Source organism: Pseudooctadecabacter jejudonensis (genome assembly GCF_900172275.1).
Taxonomy (GTDB): domain Bacteria; phylum Pseudomonadota; class Alphaproteobacteria; order Rhodobacterales; family Rhodobacteraceae; genus Octadecabacter; species Octadecabacter jejudonensis.
Genome location: NZ_FWFT01000002.1, coordinates 310,026 through 326,848 on the forward strand (window position 1 = coordinate 310,026; position 16,823 = coordinate 326,848).

Sequence of the window (16,823 nt, forward strand, 5' to 3'; positions counted from 1 at the left end):
CCAGCGCATATCCCGCCATGCGCATATTGGCGGATCCGTTTCAGCCGACCGCCAACTGGGTCTATGTGATCATCGCGATGGCCGTTCTGCATTTCGGCTTTGCCATCATCGTCACCCCGCTTGTCACTGTTTGGTATCAAAGCACTGCCGTCCTGAATGACCCAACACTGGCCGACGCCCTGATTGCAGGATCGACCCCTGCAGGGGTTCGGTGGAACCTCGCGTTTTTTGGGGTTTATGTGGCGCTCTTGTGGGGTCTCATGCGGATGTTGCATGGCCTGCCCCTGCGCACGCTCATTGGGCCGCCTGCCACAGCGATCGTCGCAGGTCTTAAAATTGGTCTCTACCTGATCCCCCTTTACGCGCTGTTGGTGATCCCTGCGGTGAGCGGGCCGCAGGTCTATCAAAACCTTGCATTGGTGGATTGGGTGCTGTTGCTACCCGCCACCCTGCCTTTGCTGTTCGTGCAAATCAGCGCCGAGGAATTGGTCTTTCGCGGCTACCTGCAAAGCCACCTTGCCGCACTGAGCCGTCACCCCTTGATCTGGATGCTGATCCCGTCGGTGCTGTTTGGCCTGATCCATTATGACGGGACCGAGCCTGCCTATTCTGCCTGGGCTTACGTCGTCTGGGCCACCGGCCTTGGGCTTGTTTGCGCAGATGTCACAGCGCGGCATGGCACCCTTGGGCCTGCATTGGCCATCCACTTCGTCAACAACATATCGGCGCTGCTTGTCGTCGCCGCGGACGACTGGCTTTATGGCGCGGCGCTTTATATTTGGCCGACCTTTGGAAAACCGTGGGAGCCATGGATCCCGTTTGAGGCGCTGTTCCTCCTCTGTCTTTGGCTGACAGCGCGACTGGCCATCCGCCGCTGACGTTGATTGCAATTCAGCCCCCGTCTGATTATCTGAACGCAACGTCATATCGAGGCCCCCATGAACTGGATTTCCAACTACGTCCGCCCGCGCATCAATTCGATCTTTTCGCGCCGTGAGGTGCCCGAAAACCTGTGGTCGAAATGCGACGAATGCGGCACGATGCTGTTTCACCGCGAACTGGCCGAAAACCTGAACGTTTGCACGTCTTGCGGCCATCATATGCAGATCAGCCCACGGGACCGGTTCGCAAACCTGTTCGACGGCGGCGCCTTTGCCGAAGTTGACGTGCCCGTCCCCAATGCCGACCCGCTGAACTTTCGTGACCAAAAGAAATATCCCGATCGCCTGAAGGCCGCGCAAAAGCAAACGGATGAAAAAGAGGCCATGCTGGTCGGCACCGGCGACATGGGGCGCACGCCGATTGTGGCCGCCTGTCAGGACTTCAGCTTTATGGCGGGGTCGATGGGCATGTATGTGGGCAACGCCATCATTGCGGCCGCTGAAAAGGCGGTAGAGCGTCAATGCCCCCTTATTCTGTTTACCGCTGCAGGCGGCGCACGGATGCAGGAAGGCATCCTCAGCCTGATGCAAATGCCGCGGACCACCGTGGCCATCGAAATGCTGAAAGAAGCGAACCTGCCCTACATCGTGGTCCTCACCCACCCGACCACGGGGGGTGTCACAGCCAGCTATGCCATGCTGGGAGATGTCCACATCGCTGAACCCAATGCCCTGATTTGCTTTGCTGGCCCGCGCGTTATCGAACAAACGATCCGCGAAAAACTGCCCGAAGGGTTTCAACGGGCGGAATACCTGCTCGATCACGGTATGCTGGACCGCGTCACAGAACGTGGCAAGATGCGCGACGAGCTGATTACAATCACCCGCATGCTGATGGGCCTGGACCCCGCAATCACTGGCGATCTGCCCGCACCAGACATAACCGAAGCCGAGGATATGCTTGAGGCTGTAAAAGGCGAAGACAGCACGTCATGATCCCCCTGCAGGGTGGCACTGCCGCCGGGGCCGCTATTGTTGCCAGCCTGTACTGGATCGGGGCCCTCAAGGAACGCAGCGGTCTTGCGGTACTGGTGGCTGCCGTGGCCTTTTTCTGGCCGGTATTCGCCTTTCAGGCCGGGGCGGGCAATGCCACCATCGCGCTGCACAGCCTTATCTTTATCGCCTTCGCAGCCCTAGCTGCGTTCGGGTTTCGAACCAGCGCGCGGTTTCTGGCCGGTCTGCTGATAGCCCACGGTGCGCTTGACGGCGTTCTGTTTTTCACTGGCCATCCCGGCCCTCATTGGTGGCCTGCTTTCTGCGCCAGCCTCGATATCACTGCAGGGCTTGCGCTGCTTGTCCTGATCCACAAAAACAAGGTTGCGGCCTGATGCGCCGGGCCTGCTTCATCTGACCCTAAAAACTCCCCCCGGAGGGCCGCCCTCCTCTCGCTCCAAAGGCCCCTGATCATGCCCCAATCCTCCGACCTGATCCTAGACCGCATGATGGCCCTGCACCCCAAGGTCATCGACCTTACGCTTGATCGGATGTGGCGCCTGCTGGATGCCTTGGGCAACCCGCAGGACCGCTTGCCCCCGGTCATCCATATCGCAGGCACCAATGGCAAAGGCAGCACGCAGGCAATGATCCGCGCGGGGCTTGAGGCCACGGGCGCAAAGGTTCACGCCTATACCTCCCCCCATCTGGCACGCTTTCACGAACGCATCCGGCTGGCGGGCACGCTGATCACCGAAGAGTCGCTGACCGAAACGCTGGACCGGTGCTATGTCGCCAACAATGGCGCCGACATTACGTATTTTGAGATCACAACGGCGGCGGCCCTTTTGGCCTTCGCCGAAACGCCCGCAGATTACACGCTGCTTGAGGTCGGTCTTGGCGGGCGCCTGGACGCCACCAACGTCATGACCCCGCGCCTAAGCATTATCACCCCCGTGGACCTTGATCACCAACAATTCCTGGGCGACACGATCGAGGCCATCGCGGGTGAAAAGGCCGGCATCATCAAACCGCAAACCCCCGTCATCGTGGGCCCCCAACATGACACCGCGATGGAGGTGATTGAACGCAAAGCCATGCGCGAGACTGCACCGCTTATTGCCCACGGCCAACATTTCCACGTCACCCGCGAACACGACCGCCTCATCTACCAAGACGAAACGCGACTTCTCGATCTGCCGCTGCCCGCGCTGCCTGGCCCTCACCAGATCCAGAACGCGGGCGCGGTGCTGGCCGCTCTGTGCCATCTTGGCGCAGATGAGCTGGCCTGCGAGGCCGCGATGACCAACGCCACTTGGCCTGCACGTATGCAGCGGGTCACGAGCGGCCCGCTCGTGGATCGCTGCAGCCCTGCCGAGCTTTGGCTCGATGGCGGGCACAACCCAGCGGCGGGCCATGCCATCGCCGCGACGCTGGCGGCTTTGCCCGTAAAGCCGACGCACCTGATTTGCGGCATGCTGAACACCAAGGACGTGACAGGCTTTATGGCGTCGCTTGCCCCCCATGCGGCCACTCTCACGGCGGTCTCAATCCCCGGTGAGGCCAACACCCTGCCTGCGGAGGCCACCGCTGCCGCGGCAACCTCAGCAGGGATCGCCGCGACGACAGCGCCGGACCTTTACGCAGCCCTTGACGCGATCACGGACACAGCCCCCCATGCGCGCATCCTAATCTGCGGATCGTTGTATTTTGCGGGCCACGTCTTGCGGGAAAACACATGATCCGCGCGGCTGCCGTTCTGTGCGCCTTTGCCCTGCCCGCGCAGGCTGCGGATTTCGAATTCTGCTGGGACGGCGACAATGGATATCGCATGGAAGGATCCATGACGGTGCCCGATGCGCTGTTGAACCGCCCGCTTTTGACGCACAACGACGTCACCGCGTTTTTCATTCAAGGGTTTCAGGACGATGTGTTTCTTGGCTCTTGGGATCTGAGCCAGCTGACGCCCGAGACCTCTTGGAACCTCAGCTTTGATCCGCGCGGGATGGTTTTTCCCACCGGCGGTATGCACGACAGCCCCAAAGGCCAGGCGTGGAACGCGGGCGGGCGCGCGGATGATTGCGGAGATCCGGGGTTTGGCTTCAATTCCGGCACCAACGCGCAGGATCTTTGCGTCAACAACGTCTGGCGCACCGACAGTATGATCAGCCGCTACACGCGCTTTCCTGTCTTTCCTGCAGGCAGCACCACCCTTGATTGCGGCGGTGCGCCCTTGCTTGGGCATCTGATCACCCCGCGATCCTCAGCCAGTTGAACGCGACAGTTTCCAAAAAATCGAATCACCAGATTCGTTTTTCCTTTGACGCCTGATTCGTTCTCGCTCTATATCTTGTTTTTAAGTCTATTTGAGCGCAGGCCTGCCAGCCGTCACACCAGATATTGCGCTTACGTCGTTGGGGGACGGAAGATGAAACGCGCAAGTATAGCGTGCATTTTGACAACAGTGACCAGCGCCGCGGCTGCGCAATCCCTGCCCGTGACTGACGACGCGGTCTTTACGTTCAACGGTCAGGAAATCACGATCTCCCGGTCGTCTGTGCTGCCCGACACCAGCTTTGACGTGGTCAGCCGTGCGCTGTCAGATTGCCTGCAGCCCTGCCTGTCGCCCATGACGGCGGCGCGCAACGTCGCCACAGTGGGAGAGCTTGATGTGATCGAATTCATGTCAGGCCCGCTGGAGAATGGCGACGGTCTGTTGGTGGATGCCCGCCTGCCCGAAGACCGCAGCGCGGGGTATATCCCCGCCTCCGTCAACATCCCGTCGGCCACCGTGGCCGAAACCAACCCCTTTCGCGATGAAATCCTCATGGCGCTTGGCGCTGAGCAATATCAAGGCATCTTCAACTTCGAAGGCGCGATGGACCTTGTCGTCTACGACGACGGCCCCGCCACCCAGGATGCCCCCGTTTTTATCCAAGACATGTTGGCTGCGGGATATCCTGCGAACAAGATCCACTATTACCGTGGCGGCATGCAGGTCTGGACGACCTTGGGTCTGACAACAACACGGGCCGCGCAATGACCCCCATGTGGCGCGCCCCAACTTCGCATCAGGCCTTGCCCGCCTGACGCGACACGCAACACCGCACCCCATGGTGCGATACGATCTTGGCAGGGCGGGGGGGCGAGCCTTGGGCTCGTCCTTCTGTTTCAACAGGCAACGGTGGCCGTCTTGGGGCGCGCCCGGACCACCGCGAAAAACCAGCAGGCGCGCCCCACGAATTCACAGCCCACACGGGCAGAGCACAATGGCGCGCAAGACGTCGAAGCAAAAGGAAGGGCATATGGGACACACCGCAGTCGCAGCTATCACAGCCGTTCTTTTGGCATGGAGCACCGCCGCTGTCGCGCAAGACGTGCGCATCACCACGTTCAAAGGGTCCAGCACGTTCACCTTGAACGGTGAAACCTTTACCGTCATTCGCAACCCCGACACCTCTGCTGTGATCACTGGCGACTTTGCCCGGACCTCTCGTGCGTGCCCGCCTGATTGTCTGCAGCCGATGGTCGCGGCAACCGGCGTTGCAACCTTGGGTGAGCTTGAGGTTCTGGCGTTTCTCGAAACCGCTGTCACCGAAGGCCGTGGCCTGTTGATTGATGCCCGCGCGTCGGACGACTACGCCACAGGCGCAATCCCTGGGTCTGTCAACATTCCCGCAATCACATTGTCCGCTGAAAACCGGTTTCGCAAAGACATCCTGCGGGCCTTGGGCGCTGTCGACATCAACGACGAAACGATGACTTTCGATGGCGCGATGGATCTGACGTTCTATGGCGGCGGCGCTTGGTCGTCTGACGCGCCTGACGCCATTTCTTACCTGATCGAGGCGGGCTATCCGCCGTCAAAACTCCGCTTTTACCGTGGCGGGCTGCAGGCTTGGTTGTCTGTCGGTCTGTCCATTCTTTTGTCGCCCAACGGCTAACGCACTGAAAGTTCTCATTCCATGATCCGTATCGTTGTTGCCCTGACCGCCTTTGCCGTTTTTGTCTGTGCCCTGATCGTCTTTCGCCCGTTTGGAGGCGATGACACCCAAGTGGCCGACCGCCTAGGCACCCCCGTAGAGGTCACCCCAGAAGTGGCCAATGTAGCCGAGGATATCGCAACCGAGGCCACGCGCGCGGCCACGCCGGATATCACCTCTGTGGTGGATGCGGCACTGGCGGCCACCACACCGCTGATCACGGACCCAGACACGGGTCTTATTGATGCGCCGCGCCGCGTTGACGTGGCCCGGCCCAATACCGACGACACGCATCTGAATGACATGACGAACAACGTGCTGGCGGAACTGGGCTTTGCCGGTGTGGAACCTGTCACGACCAACAGCCAAGTGCTGCGCGAATCGACCTCGGAAATTCTGGCCGGGATTGAGGCCGCGACCGGTCAACGTTCGGTCTTGCAGGAACGCGATACGCTTGAGGCGATCGTGGTGGCGGCCTTGCGGTCGGGCACGAGTGACGAAGACATCGACACCATGGTGAACGAGGCGGCCGCAGCGGGCACCGTGGCAGTGCCTGAAATCCTTGTGACATCCGATGGGCGCGTCGACACACACGTCCTTCTGGATAACATCATCGTACAGGCCCAGATTGCAGCTGGCGGCCCTGCCCCTGCGATCCCCGATGTCTCCCCCGATGAGGTGGACGGCATGGAAGTGCGCATCGTCCAGCAAGCCACCGACACCGTGCAGGCCCGGTTTTATACCGTTCAGCGCGGCGACAGCCTTGGGGCGATTTCCATCAAGTTTTTTGGCTCAATCGAACACTTTGAGGCGATCTTCGAGGCCAACCGGGGGCTGCTGTCCAGCCCAGATCGCATCCGCGTCGGTCAACGGCTGGTGATCCCGCAGTTGGACGAAGCCTAGCGACCAGCCCCCTTAGGCTGACCGGCCCCAATCCGCGCCTTGCATTTCGCGCAGTCGGCTGGCCGTACGTTCGAATTCGAACACCCCTTCGCCTTCGAGGTACAACATCTCGGGCACGGCGGCTGCGGACGCGATCAGCCGCACTTTGCCTTCGTAAAGCGTATCAATCAACGTCACGAACCGCTTGGCTTCGTTGAAGTTGGAGCGCCCCAGGGTTGGAATGTCCTCTAGCACCAAAACACGCACAGCGGCGGCGACGGCCAGATAATCCGCAGGACCCAAGGGCGTGCCGCACAAGTCGCGGAACCGCGCGCGGGCCACACCATTGGCAAAGGCCGGCAACACCACATCGCGCCCCTTGACCCGCAACGTCAGCGGGGGTGCTGCTCCGTTCGTAAGGTCATCCCACACCTGATCAATCTGAGCCCGCGCCTGTGCCGTCAAAGGTGTAAAATAGGTTGGGGTTCCCGCCAAAACGCCTTGCCGGTAATCGGTGTCACTGGCCAATTCGTGGACCACCATCTTTTCCTTGAGCAGCGCAATAAATGGCAAAAACAATTGTCGGTTCAGGCCGTCTTTATACAAATCGTCAGGCACCCTGTTGGAGGTCGTCACCACCGTGACGCCTGCGGCAAACAATGCTTCGAACAAACGCCCAACGATCATTGCATCGGTGATGTCGCTGATCTGCATTTCGTCGAACGCCAGAAATCGGACCCGACCCGCCAAATCGGCCGCGACAGGGGCAATGGCATCGTCCACGCCATCCGAACGGGCCGTCGCAATTGCGCCATGGACCCACTGCATGAACGCATGGAAATGTTGCCGTTCCTTGGGGACTTCGATCAAATCATAGAGCATATCCATCAACATGGATTTTCCACGCCCGACGCCACCCCAAAGATAAAGCCCCTTTGGTCCTTGGGCGGGCGTGGCCTTGCGAAACCAGCCAGCCTTGGGGGCCTCTGGCGCGTCCAGAACGGCGCGGCGCACTCGGTCCATTTCAGGCAACGCGGCCCGCTGGACGGGGTCTTCGGTCAAATCCCCTGCTGCGACGCGCGCCGCGTATTCTTCCATTACAGATCGCATGGTGGCCCCTCTTTTGTCTTTGTTTCAGAAATATCCCCGCCGGAGGCAACAAAATTCCAGAATTTTGTTTTGCTAAAATTCCGGAATTTTAGCCCGCAACGTGTAAAGAAAATTGACGCGCCTGCACCCAGACGCCACGGTGCGGCCATGACGACGCGCACGCAGACACCGAACCTTGTGACCCCTGTCCTCGTGGCAGGCTGTATCATCATCATGATCAGCTTTGCCGTACGCGCATCCTTCGGTGTCTTTCAAATTCCAATCGCAGAAGAGTTCGCTTGGGCACGGGCGGAATTTTCCCTCGCCATCGCGATCCAGAACCTCGCGTGGGGCATCGGCCAGCCGATTTTTGGGGCCCTTGCCGAACGGCTGACCGACCGTAAGGCGATCATTCTGGGTGCTGTTATCTATGCCGTGGGTTTGGTTCTGTCAGCCAATTCGATCTCTCCTATTGGGCACCAGACGTACGCATGGCTGGTGGGGTTCGGCATTGCGGGCACGGGGTTTGGGGTCATCCTCGCCGTCGTGGGCCGCGCCGCTTCAGACGAACACCGGTCCATGGCGCTGGCCGTGGCCACTGCGGCGGGGTCAGCCGGTCAGGTCTTCGGTGCACCGCTGGCCGAATACCTTCTGACACTGATGTCTTGGCAGTCCGTGTTCTTGGTCTTTGCGGGTCTTGTTTTGGCCTCCCTGCTGACGTTGCCCATGATGAAAGCGCCCAACGCTGCCTCAAAGGCTGAGCTTGAAGAATCCATCGGTCAGGTCATCCGCCGCGCCTTTTCGGATCCGTCCTACACCCTCATCTTTCTGGGCTTCTTTTCGTGCGGGTATCAACTGGCCTTCATCACAGCGCATTTCCCCGCCATGATCACCGAGATGTGCGGCCCGATTTTGCCTGGCGGCGCGCTGCATTCCGTCGGCATCACAACCACATCGGCCTTGGGCGCCATTGCCATTTCCCTGATCGGATTGTCCAATATCGCAGGCACCTTGTTGGCGGGCTGGGCGGGTAAACGGTATTCGAAGAAATACCTTTTGGCGGGCATCTATACCGGACGGACCATTGCGGCGGCCCTGTTCATCGCCGTCCCGATCACCCCCACAACCGTGATCCTCTTTTCGATCGTCATGGGGTCGCTTTGGCTGGCGACCGTTCCGCTGACAAGCGGGTTGGTCGCGCACATTTATGGGCTGCGCTACATGGGCACACTTTACGGGATCGTCTTTTTCTCACACCAACTGGGGTCGTTTCTGGGGGTCTGGTTGGGCGGACGTCTCTATGACGCCTACGGCAGCTACACGGCGGTGTGGTGGGTTGGTGTGGCCATCGGCGCATTTTCCGCGATCATCCATTTGCCGATACGAGAGAACCGTAGGACACCGCCGCTGGCCACGGCCTAGACATACTCCGGCCTTGGGGGGGGTTAATGGCTGACGTCCTCTCGCAAGATCTGCGTCAGTAGGTTGGCCACCTCAGCTGAATGCGTGTACAGAACACGATGATCCGCGTCTGAGATCACCTCTTGCCGGACGCTGCGGTTCCACTGCGTCAGTGTGCCCAAGGATTTCAGAGGTATAACAGTGTCCCGTTCCGCCCAGATGCCCACGACAGGAACGCCCGCGCGGCCAATGTTTCGCTGGGCCTCTTCTTGGGTTTCGGACAGAACGTTGCGGCGGCTCGACAGAAGCGAGGGCAAAAAGCCTTTGCTGTTATATTCGGCCAACTGTGCCTCAATAATACCGGGGATATCGAACGGCTGGCCCAAATGCGCCTGTAGCGCCCGACGTTCGCGGCGCGCGACGATAATATGGTGAATCCACGCGCCCACAACCGGCAAGGCACAGGCCGCCTCAACCCAAGGATCGGGCCGCATCCAGACCCCTGCGGACGCGACCAAGATCAATCTGCGCACACGATCCGGATGCTGCGCTGTGAAGCCTGCGGCGATCGTTCCCCCCATAGAGAACCCGATCACTGTCACATCGTCATTGATCTGCTGGTGCACCAAAAGATCATCCAGCTGGCGCGCAAAGAATTCGGAGGTTTGTGCATCTTTCGGCGCATCGGAAAAGCCGCGCCCATAAAGGTCATATACCAAAACCCGAAACCCCAGTTGTCCCAGGTGCTGGGCCAGTGCGTACCACACGGGGCTTGGCGTTGACAGGCCGTGAACACAGACAACCACGGGCCCCCGCGCCGCACCCAGCCAGCGATAATGCGTCACACCGGCGCTCAGTTTCGCGAACCGCCCGGGCGCACGATCACGGAACGTCTCTGCGCTTTGACGTCTGCCCTCAGCCAGAAACGGCATGGCTGCGACGCCCGCCAAAACGATCAACGGCAGGAGCCACCCCATCATACGGTCTGCCCCTCAATGACATCCAGAATGTGGCGGCTGGTCATCAAATCCAGATGTGCTCCACCACCATTTTTGAACAAAGTGATTTCCTCATCTGACCCGCGTTTGAACGCATCCAGATCATAGTAATCCGCCACCACGTCGGCGGCTTTGATGACACCGCTGGCGAGTGGGATCTTCAGTTCACCAATGTGGCCCAAAGTCGTGTCATAACTGTCCACGAAGAGGCGTGATTTGAGCAAAGTGGCATCGTCGACCTCTCGCATGTCGGGGCGGTAGGCGCCGATCAGGTCGATGTGCTGACCGGGCTGAAACCATGCGCCCTGAAGGATGGGATCTGTCGTCATCGTGGCTGAGGTGATGATGTCGGCAGCCTTCACCGCAGCCTCTAGATCGCTTGACACTTTCGTGCCGGGACACTCCTTCACGAAGGCCTGCGCGCCGTCCGGGGACCGGTTCCAAACCGTAAATTCTGCATCGGGAAACGCCGCGCCATAGGCGGACCACAACGCGCGGCCTACGGTGCCCGCGCCGACGATCAAAATGCGTTTGCTGTCAGGACGGGCCAACCGGCGGGCGGCCAGCAGGCTGTCCCCTGCTGTTTTCCACTTGGTCACGAGGTGAAAATCAACAATCGCCTCAAGCCCACCGTCGACATCGGAAAACAGGTTCACGGCGCCATTGATCATGGGTGCCCCACGGTCGCGATTGGTGGGGAAAATTGTGGCGCATTTGATCGCGAGCCCCAGCCCGTCGATCCATGCAGAGCGGTTCAGCAATGTGTCGGGATCGCGATACAAAAACACGTCCTCGACCGTGCCTTTCGGCAAGTTATGTCCTGCCGCCAACGCATCGGTCAGCGCCAACCAGTCCAGCGCGGGATCACCCTGTTCAAACGAAATCATCCGTGTCATGTGGCGCCCCCTTCGGCCAGCAACCCTTCGGCAATCAGGCGATCTTCCCAGCCTTGCGGGCTCTTAAACAGGTGCACGCCCCACCCGCGGGCGGCGGCGGCGTCGATGTTCTCTTGCCGGTCATCGGCAAACAGCAGGCCGGATGGGGATATGCCGCAGTCGGCCTCAACCATCTCATAAATCCGAGGGTCGGGTTTGGTCACGCCCATGTGGCCGGAGATATAGCGGCGGTCGAATTCTTCGAGAAACGGGTATTCCCGCACGCCGATCTCAAATGTCTCGATCCCGAAATTCGACAGCGCAAAAACAGGCACATCCGCCCGCCGCAGCGCCCGCAAAATGCGCACAGACTGGTCGATTGCGGGGGCCGCCATTTCGATCCAGCGATCGTGCCACATCATCACCTCATCCGCCCAATCAGGATTGGCGTCTGCCACATCGCGGATGACCTGTACGAAAGGCTGTCCCTGATCCACGCGATCATTCATGGCGTGCAGATCGATGGCAGCAAAAAAGGCCTCACGCCGCGCGCGCCCGATCACGGCATCATAGAACCGTTCAGGTTGCCATTCGATCAGCACATTTCCGATGTCAAAGACGACAGCACGTTCGGTCATATCAGACAGTCCCCTTGGTTTTGCGCAGACTATCAGGTTTGCACATCGTTCAAAGACGTTTTGCCGCCCTGAGTTCGCGTTCCAGCGCATCAAGAAACCGCGATCTGTCCGCCTTGGAAAAGGCCTTGCCGCCGCCTGTGCGGAACGGATCAGCGGCGCGGATATCTGCCATCAGATCGCGGGTGGCGAGGATATTTCCAATGTTGGCTTGGGTCAAAGCCTCGCCATTGTGTTTGAGGACACGGGCGCCGGCCTCGACACATTTTGCAGCCAAGGGGATGTCGCCGGTTATGACCACATCGCCCGGTTTGGCCCGGTCGGCGATCCACATATCGGCCACGTCAGGGCCGTCCGGCACAATGACCGTTTCAACCAGCGGATTCTGCGAGGGGCGCAGCCCGCCGTTGGACACAATGAACATCTGCACGCCATGCCGTGTGCCAACTTTTTCAACCTCTGCCTTTACGGGGCAGGCATCTGCGTCAACGTAAATCATATGCGCCGCCCAACCGCGCTGCGCGCGACCGAGCGGTGCGGGTCGGCCCGCAGGGTCGGATCGTGCCGCGCTAGTGCCACAAGGCGTCCGCGTGGAAAGCGATGTGATCTTCCATGAACGACGAGATGAAGAAATAGCTGTGGTCGTACCCCTTTTGCAGCCGAAGCTGACCCTCTTGTTTGCGGGCTGTAAAAGCTGCTGCAAAGGCCTCTGTTCCCAGCAGATCCCAGAACTGATCTTCGGTTCCAGTGTCGACCAACATCGGGCCGTCAAACCCGCCGCCTTGCATCAACAGCGTTGCATCGTGTGGCCCCCAGTTTGCCTCATCGCCCCAGTAGGCCGCGAATTGTTTGCGCCCCCAATCGCTTTGCGTGGGGTTGCAGATAGGTGCGAAGGCCGAGACCGACTTGAACCGACCCTTCAAGGCCATCGCCATCGTCAGCGCGCCGTGACCGCCCATCGAATGGCCGGTGATCGACTGACGGTCCATGTCGAGGGCGAAATTTGCCCCCAGAAGGTGTGGCAGCTCCTCCGCGATATAGGTCCACATTTTGAAATGCTCGGACCACGGCACCCGGGTCGCGTCGATATAAAACCCGGCGCCCTGGCCCAGATCATAGGCGTCGTCGTTTGGCACACCCTCGCCGCGCGGCGATGTATCTGGAAAACACAAGCCAATCCCGTGATCGGCGGCCCATGCTTGCGCGCCCGCCTTTGTCATTGCGTTTTCGTGGGTGCAGGTCAGGCCTGACAGAAACCACAACAGCGGCACCGGACCGTCCGCTGCCTCAGCCGGCAAGAACAGCCCGAACGTCATGTTCGTGCCTGTTGCCATCGACATGTGCTTGTAGACCCCTTGCGTGCCGCCAAAGCTGCGGTTCTCCGATAGCGTTTCCATCAGGCCTTCCCTTCGTATGTCGTCAGAATCTCATCAAGCGGTTTCTTTTTCTTGGCCACGGCGGGCACTGTCGCGCTGTCGGCGGGGTGGCCCACGGCCAGAATCATAATGGGCTTTTCATTCTCGGGTCGGTCACACAGGTCGTTGAGGAATTTCATCGGGTTGGGTGTATGCGTCAGACAGGACAGCCCTGCGGTGTGCAGCGCCGTGATCAACATTCCCGTGGCGATGCCGACGCTTTCGGGGACGTAGTAGTGTTTCACACGCTCGCCGTTCCGGTCCCCCCAGCGTTGGGCAAACACCACGATCAGCCATGGGGCGATATCCAGGTGGGGTTTGCTGGCGTCGGTGCCGATGGGTTCCAATGCCTTCAGCCACGCATCCCCGCCGCCCCCGCCGTAGAATTTTTGCTCTTCATCCTCAGCGGCCTTGCGAATGCGCGCCTTCATCTCTGGATCGCTGATGGCCACGAAATGCCATGGTTGTTGGTTCGCGCCTGAGGGGGCTGTTCCGGCGGCACGCACGCAGGCCTCGATGACCTGTTTTGGCACGGGCCGATCGATGTAGTCGCGGATGGAATGGCGGGTGCGGACATGATCATAAAACCGATCCGCCTCGGCCTGCATTTGCGCATCGTCGTAATCGGCGCGGTCCGGCAAAGGCAGGGCCTGATAGGTGGGCGGGGTCTGTTCGGTCATGGCATGATCCTATGGACGGTCAACTAGCTGATGGCGGCGATCACAACAGAGACCGTTACAACGCTGGCCGCTGTCGAAATCAGAATAGAGGCAGAGACGCGCGCAGGCGCGACCCCGTAATGTTGCGCCAAGATGTAGACATTTCCCGCAACAGGCAAGGCAGCGGCGGCGATCATGACGCCTGCGGCATAAGGATCGACCGGCAACATGACCAGCGCGGCAAATGCAACGGCGGCGGGGTGCAGCACCAGCTTGGCAAAAGACAACCACCCCGCCACGGCAACCTTTTCCGCCGATTTGGTCGCCAAGGACGCACCAATGGCAAACAACGCGCCGGGGGTGGCCGCAGCTCCGAGGATCGACAGAAATTCATTGGCCGGTTTCGGGATCGGTAATCCCGCACCCGACACCATTAGACCAAGGCTGATCGATACAATCATCGGGTTCTTCAAAAGCCCCAAACCGACGGTGCGCAAGATGCCCAACGACATCCGCCCATCGCGCGATCCTGTGATCAGGATGACCACCAGCGACCCGAAGACGATCAAATCAACGGACAGCACAAGCATCACCGGACCAATCGCCCGTTCACCCAACAGCAAAACCAACATCGGTATGCCCAGAAAGCCCACATTTCCAATGACAGCGCACTGCGCCTCGATCGCGGCCTCTTCAACGCCGCGGCGGCGCACCAAGGCTACGGCGGTCGCCAGCAGGTACACAAAAAGCGTGCCCCAAAGGTAGGCCAGCACAAACGGCAAATCGAAAATGTCCGACAGCGACAGGTTCGCGGAAAAGCGAAACAGCATGGCCGACAGGGCGAAGTAGAAGACAAATTTCGTCAGATAGGCTGTCGCCTCAGGTGTGAAAAAGCCAGTGCGCCCTGCGCCATAGCCCAGCCCAATCAAGGCGAAAAATGGCAAGGTCTGAAGAAAGATGTCCCACATTTCATAGCCGTAGCACCCATCGCGGGAACGCGGAACCCGAATTTCAAGGGAAGGATATGTCCGCACTTTGTAAGAAATGAACCGATCGGTTCACTTTTCTGTTGTAAACCGAACTGTTTAGTTTATTTAAGCCTCAAGAGACATGGAAAACCGAAAGGAAATACAATGACACGTTCTTTGATTGCAGCTGCGACGGCCTTGATGCTGGTTGGGGGCGCGGCCTCTGCGGGGCCGATGGCCTTTACCTTACCCACGCTGACCTTCCCTTCGACCGAGGATGTCACGAAGGGCACCGCATGCCTGACCCCATCCACCACTCAAACCTGCATCACGCAGGAGTGACGCCACGCCTTCCTTGCCCGTTCTGAACGAAACGGTTTATGTTAAGGTTCGGGCAAGGAGGCCACATGGCAGACGGAACACCACAGGTTAAGCGCGGACGTAAGTTCGATCAGGTGCTGGATGGCGCCCGCAAGATATTCATGTCTGACGGGTTCGAAGGGGCGAGCGTGGACGACATCGCCCGTGAAGCGGGCGTATCGAAGGCGACTTTGTATTCCTATTTTCCGGACAAACGTCTGTTGTTCATGGAAGTCGCCAAGGCCGAGTGTATCCGGCAAGCCGATATGGCGATGGAAACCATCGACCAATCCGCACCCATCACGGACGCCCTTACCGATGCCGCGTGGCGGATGGTGGAATTTTTCACGTCCGATTTCGGGCAAAGGGTCTTCCGCCTGTGCGTCGCCGAAAGTGACCGCTTTCCCGAATTGGGCCGCGAATTCTACGAAAGCGGGCCAGCATTGGTGCGCGCCAAACTGATCGAATTCATGCAATGCGGGATCGAGAGGGGCGAGCTTGTCGTGGATGACCTACCGCTGGCCGCCGACCAGTTCGGAGAGTTGTGCAAAGCTGACCTGTTCCCACGTCTGGTGTTCAGCATGGATAAGTCGTTCGACCAACCCCAAAAACGGCGGATCGTTGAAGGCGCCGTTGCCACGTTCATGGCGCGCTACGGCACCTAATTCGACAGATCACCGATCGTTTTGAAGATCGCCAGCTCTTCCGGACGTAGGGCGTCGTTTTCATCGTTCATGGGCAGCCCGTTCAAGACATAGGCGAATTGAACATCGCGGGTTGGGTCGGACCAGACACCGCCGCACATTCCATAGGCCTTTGCGAAATGCCCTCGCAACGGATGGGGGTAGAAGGCTGGATCATCGTAGATTTGCAGCCCCCATGCATAGGATTGAAACAGGCCATCGGGGCCAAGCACCGCACCCTGCCCGTCGCGCCATCCGTGATCTTGCGGATGGGTGGCAAGGGTCGATGCGATTTCTAACGCCGATGTGAGTGTGATGCGCGCGCCGCCCTGCGGTGCAAAGGCATGGGGGTGTCCGACAGGGACATCTGGCGCGGTCACTGCGCCCTTATCAATCTGCGCCTCAAACCCCGCATCCCCCAGCCTGTAAGTGGCGATGTGATCGGGCCGCACCGGTGCACCCGCCCAGTTGAAATAGGCCTGAAGATTCAAAGACGTCGTGACAGATTTTGCAACCGCCTGATCGAACCGCATGTCGCTGACAACCTCAACCACGCGGGCAAGCAGGACGTAGTTGAGGTTCGCGTATTCCATCTGCTGACCCACAGCCGCACCCGACCAGATGGCATCGCCCGTTTGATCCAACCAATCCGACAACGGTTGATCCGGCGGGATGATATAGCCGCCCGCATCCGTGATGCCTGAGGCATGGCAGGCGAGATCGGCGATGGTCGGGGCCTGTCCTTTGGGGCCCCTAAGGGCGGGGCCCAAAACCTCATACGCGGGGGTGGCAACATCAACGCCTGCGTCACGGCACACCCGCCACGCGGCGCGTCCCGTCAGGATTTTGGAAATTGAGGCCGCCCGCCAGAACGTGTCCGGCCCTGCGGCAAGCCCGTCCATTCCATCCAGATAAAACGCATCCTGACCGCCCCGACGCACAGCGATGCCGCAAAACGCAAAAGGCCCGGCCTGACGGACAGACCGGACCAGTTGATCCAT

Annotated in this window: 20 protein-coding genes; 11 read left to right on the forward strand and 9 right to left on the reverse strand. The window is 59.8% G+C overall.

The window, feature by feature from the left end:
• The first annotated feature begins 17 nt into the window (after window positions 1-17).
• The 8 genes from PSJ8397_RS06670 to PSJ8397_RS06705 all read left to right on the forward strand — a co-directional run bounded on the left by PSJ8397_RS06670 (window position 18) and on the right by PSJ8397_RS06705 (window position 6,760).
• Complete coding sequence (locus PSJ8397_RS06670; RefSeq protein WP_085863812.1) at window positions 18-878, forward strand: CPBP family intramembrane glutamic endopeptidase; 861 nt, start codon at window positions 18-20, stop codon at window positions 876-878.
• A 60-nt stretch (window positions 879-938) separates the two neighbouring features.
• Window positions 939-1,877 (forward strand): acetyl-CoA carboxylase, carboxyltransferase subunit beta, encoded by a 939-nt coding sequence (accD, locus tag PSJ8397_RS06675; RefSeq protein WP_085863813.1) that lies wholly within the window; start codon window positions 939-941, stop codon window positions 1,875-1,877.
• The gene (locus PSJ8397_RS06680; RefSeq protein ID WP_085863814.1) at window positions 1,874-2,269 is read left to right on the forward strand and encodes a hypothetical protein; all 396 of its coding nucleotides are present in this window, start codon (window positions 1,874-1,876) and stop codon (window positions 2,267-2,269) included. The genes accD and PSJ8397_RS06680 overlap by 4 nt, the downstream gene beginning before the upstream one ends.
• A 78-nt stretch (window positions 2,270-2,347) precedes the next feature.
• Entirely contained in the window at window positions 2,348-3,616 is a 1,269-nt protein-coding gene (locus PSJ8397_RS06685; RefSeq protein ID WP_085863815.1) for a bifunctional folylpolyglutamate synthase/dihydrofolate synthase, read from the forward strand.
• On the forward strand, window positions 3,613-4,149 hold the full coding sequence (locus PSJ8397_RS06690) for a hypothetical protein (RefSeq protein WP_143515388.1): 537 nt from the start codon (window positions 3,613-3,615) through the stop codon (window positions 4,147-4,149). Before PSJ8397_RS06685 ends, PSJ8397_RS06690 begins: the two co-directional genes overlap by 4 nt.
• A gap of 189 nt (window positions 4,150-4,338) precedes the next feature.
• Window positions 4,339-4,917: a rhodanese-like domain-containing protein gene (locus PSJ8397_RS06695; protein WP_159453101.1), complete on the forward strand. Its 579-nt coding sequence runs from the start codon at window positions 4,339-4,341 to the stop codon at window positions 4,915-4,917.
• 262 nt (window positions 4,918-5,179) lie between these two features.
• Complete coding sequence (locus tag PSJ8397_RS06700) at window positions 5,180-5,818, forward strand: rhodanese-like domain-containing protein (protein WP_159453102.1); 639 nt, start codon at window positions 5,180-5,182, stop codon at window positions 5,816-5,818.
• 21 nt (window positions 5,819-5,839) lie between these two features.
• Window positions 5,840-6,760, forward strand: a complete 921-nt coding sequence (locus PSJ8397_RS06705; RefSeq protein ID WP_085863818.1) for a LysM peptidoglycan-binding domain-containing protein — start codon at window positions 5,840-5,842, stop codon at window positions 6,758-6,760.
• A gap of 12 nt (window positions 6,761-6,772) precedes the next feature.
• Here PSJ8397_RS06705 and zapE read toward each other — a convergent pair whose 3' ends face one another.
• Complete coding sequence (gene zapE / locus PSJ8397_RS06710; protein WP_085863819.1) at window positions 6,773-7,849, reverse strand: cell division protein ZapE; 1,077 nt, start codon at window positions 7,847-7,849, stop codon at window positions 6,773-6,775.
• Between the two features lie 147 nt (window positions 7,850-7,996).
• Between zapE and PSJ8397_RS06715 the strand changes: the two genes are divergently transcribed.
• Entirely contained in the window at window positions 7,997-9,250 is a 1,254-nt protein-coding gene (locus PSJ8397_RS06715; RefSeq protein WP_085863820.1) for an MFS transporter, read from the forward strand.
• Window positions 9,251-9,273: 23 nt separating this feature from the next.
• On the opposite strand, the gene PSJ8397_RS06720 is transcribed toward PSJ8397_RS06715, so the two are convergent.
• From PSJ8397_RS06720 to PSJ8397_RS06750, 7 genes are all read right to left on the reverse strand, one after another.
• The gene (locus PSJ8397_RS06720; RefSeq protein ID WP_085863821.1) at window positions 9,274-10,209 is read right to left on the reverse strand and encodes an alpha/beta fold hydrolase; all 936 of its coding nucleotides are present in this window, start codon (window positions 10,207-10,209) and stop codon (window positions 9,274-9,276) included.
• A complete protein-coding gene (locus tag PSJ8397_RS06725; RefSeq protein ID WP_085863822.1) occupies window positions 10,206-11,123 on the reverse strand; it encodes an ornithine cyclodeaminase family protein in 918 nt (305 codons plus the stop codon). The genes PSJ8397_RS06720 and PSJ8397_RS06725 overlap by 4 nt, the downstream gene beginning before the upstream one ends.
• Entirely contained in the window at window positions 11,120-11,740 is a 621-nt protein-coding gene (locus PSJ8397_RS06730; RefSeq protein ID WP_085863823.1) for an HAD family hydrolase, read from the reverse strand. Before PSJ8397_RS06730 ends, PSJ8397_RS06725 begins: the two co-directional genes overlap by 4 nt.
• A 49-nt stretch (window positions 11,741-11,789) precedes the next feature.
• Complete coding sequence (locus PSJ8397_RS06735; protein WP_085863824.1) at window positions 11,790-12,236, reverse strand: YaiI/YqxD family protein; 447 nt, start codon at window positions 12,234-12,236, stop codon at window positions 11,790-11,792.
• A gap of 70 nt (window positions 12,237-12,306) precedes the next feature.
• Window positions 12,307-13,134, reverse strand: coding sequence for an S-formylglutathione hydrolase (gene fghA, locus PSJ8397_RS06740; protein WP_085863825.1), 828 nt, complete (start codon window positions 13,132-13,134; stop codon window positions 12,307-12,309).
• Complete coding sequence (locus tag PSJ8397_RS06745) at window positions 13,134-13,832, reverse strand: nitroreductase family protein (protein WP_085863826.1); 699 nt, start codon at window positions 13,830-13,832, stop codon at window positions 13,134-13,136. The genes fghA and PSJ8397_RS06745 overlap by 1 nt, the downstream gene beginning before the upstream one ends.
• Window positions 13,833-13,855: 23 nt before the next feature.
• The gene (locus PSJ8397_RS06750) at window positions 13,856-14,779 is read right to left on the reverse strand and encodes an AEC family transporter (RefSeq protein WP_085863827.1); all 924 of its coding nucleotides are present in this window, start codon (window positions 14,777-14,779) and stop codon (window positions 13,856-13,858) included.
• Window positions 14,780-14,944: 165 nt separating this feature from the next.
• Between PSJ8397_RS06750 and PSJ8397_RS17010 the strand changes: the two genes are divergently transcribed.
• Both PSJ8397_RS17010 and PSJ8397_RS06755 read left to right on the forward strand, forming a co-directional pair.
• Entirely contained in the window at window positions 14,945-15,121 is a 177-nt protein-coding gene (locus PSJ8397_RS17010; protein ID WP_159453103.1) for a hypothetical protein, read from the forward strand.
• A gap of 65 nt (window positions 15,122-15,186) precedes the next feature.
• On the forward strand, window positions 15,187-15,804 hold the full coding sequence (locus PSJ8397_RS06755) for a TetR/AcrR family transcriptional regulator (RefSeq protein ID WP_085863828.1): 618 nt from the start codon (window positions 15,187-15,189) through the stop codon (window positions 15,802-15,804).
• Here the strand turns inward: PSJ8397_RS06755 and PSJ8397_RS06760 are convergent.
• A complete protein-coding gene (locus PSJ8397_RS06760; RefSeq protein WP_143515390.1) occupies window positions 15,801-16,823 on the reverse strand; it encodes a serine hydrolase domain-containing protein in 1,023 nt (340 codons plus the stop codon). The two genes, PSJ8397_RS06755 and PSJ8397_RS06760, sit on opposite strands and share 4 nt — an antisense overlap.

Coding starts and splice junctions, on each gene's coding strand:
- PSJ8397_RS06735 (WP_085863824.1), bottom strand. CDS start 12,236: ATGATTTACGTTGACGCAGATGCCTGCCCCGTAAAGGCAGAGGTTGAA.
- PSJ8397_RS06760 (WP_143515390.1), bottom strand. CDS start 16,823: ATGGATCAACTGGTCCGGTCTGTCCGTCAGGCCGGGCCTTTTGCGTTT.
- PSJ8397_RS06680 (WP_085863814.1), top strand. CDS start 1,874: ATGATCCCCCTGCAGGGTGGCACTGCCGCCGGGGCCGCTATTGTTGCC.
- PSJ8397_RS06685 (WP_085863815.1), top strand. CDS start 2,348: ATGCCCCAATCCTCCGACCTGATCCTAGACCGCATGATGGCCCTGCAC.
- zapE (WP_085863819.1), bottom strand. CDS start 7,849: ATGCGATCTGTAATGGAAGAATACGCGGCGCGCGTCGCAGCAGGGGAT.
- PSJ8397_RS06745 (WP_085863826.1), bottom strand. CDS start 13,832: ATGACCGAACAGACCCCGCCCACCTATCAGGCCCTGCCTTTGCCGGAC.
- PSJ8397_RS06725 (WP_085863822.1), bottom strand. CDS start 11,123: ATGACACGGATGATTTCGTTTGAACAGGGTGATCCCGCGCTGGACTGG.
- PSJ8397_RS06690 (WP_143515388.1), top strand. CDS start 3,613: ATGATCCGCGCGGCTGCCGTTCTGTGCGCCTTTGCCCTGCCCGCGCAG.
- PSJ8397_RS06720 (WP_085863821.1), bottom strand. CDS start 10,209: ATGATGGGGTGGCTCCTGCCGTTGATCGTTTTGGCGGGCGTCGCAGCC.
- PSJ8397_RS06730 (WP_085863823.1), bottom strand. CDS start 11,740: ATGACCGAACGTGCTGTCGTCTTTGACATCGGAAATGTGCTGATCGAA.
- PSJ8397_RS17010 (WP_159453103.1), top strand. CDS start 14,945: ATGACACGTTCTTTGATTGCAGCTGCGACGGCCTTGATGCTGGTTGGG.
- PSJ8397_RS06750 (WP_085863827.1), bottom strand. CDS start 14,779: ATGTGGGACATCTTTCTTCAGACCTTGCCATTTTTCGCCTTGATTGGG.
- PSJ8397_RS06715 (WP_085863820.1), top strand. CDS start 7,997: ATGACGACGCGCACGCAGACACCGAACCTTGTGACCCCTGTCCTCGTG.
- fghA (WP_085863825.1), bottom strand. CDS start 13,134: ATGGAAACGCTATCGGAGAACCGCAGCTTTGGCGGCACGCAAGGGGTC.
- PSJ8397_RS06670 (WP_085863812.1), top strand. CDS start 18: ATGCGCATATTGGCGGATCCGTTTCAGCCGACCGCCAACTGGGTCTAT.
- PSJ8397_RS06700 (WP_159453102.1), top strand. CDS start 5,180: ATGGGACACACCGCAGTCGCAGCTATCACAGCCGTTCTTTTGGCATGG.
- accD (WP_085863813.1), top strand. CDS start 939: ATGAACTGGATTTCCAACTACGTCCGCCCGCGCATCAATTCGATCTTT.
- PSJ8397_RS06705 (WP_085863818.1), top strand. CDS start 5,840: ATGATCCGTATCGTTGTTGCCCTGACCGCCTTTGCCGTTTTTGTCTGT.
- PSJ8397_RS06755 (WP_085863828.1), top strand. CDS start 15,187: ATGGCAGACGGAACACCACAGGTTAAGCGCGGACGTAAGTTCGATCAG.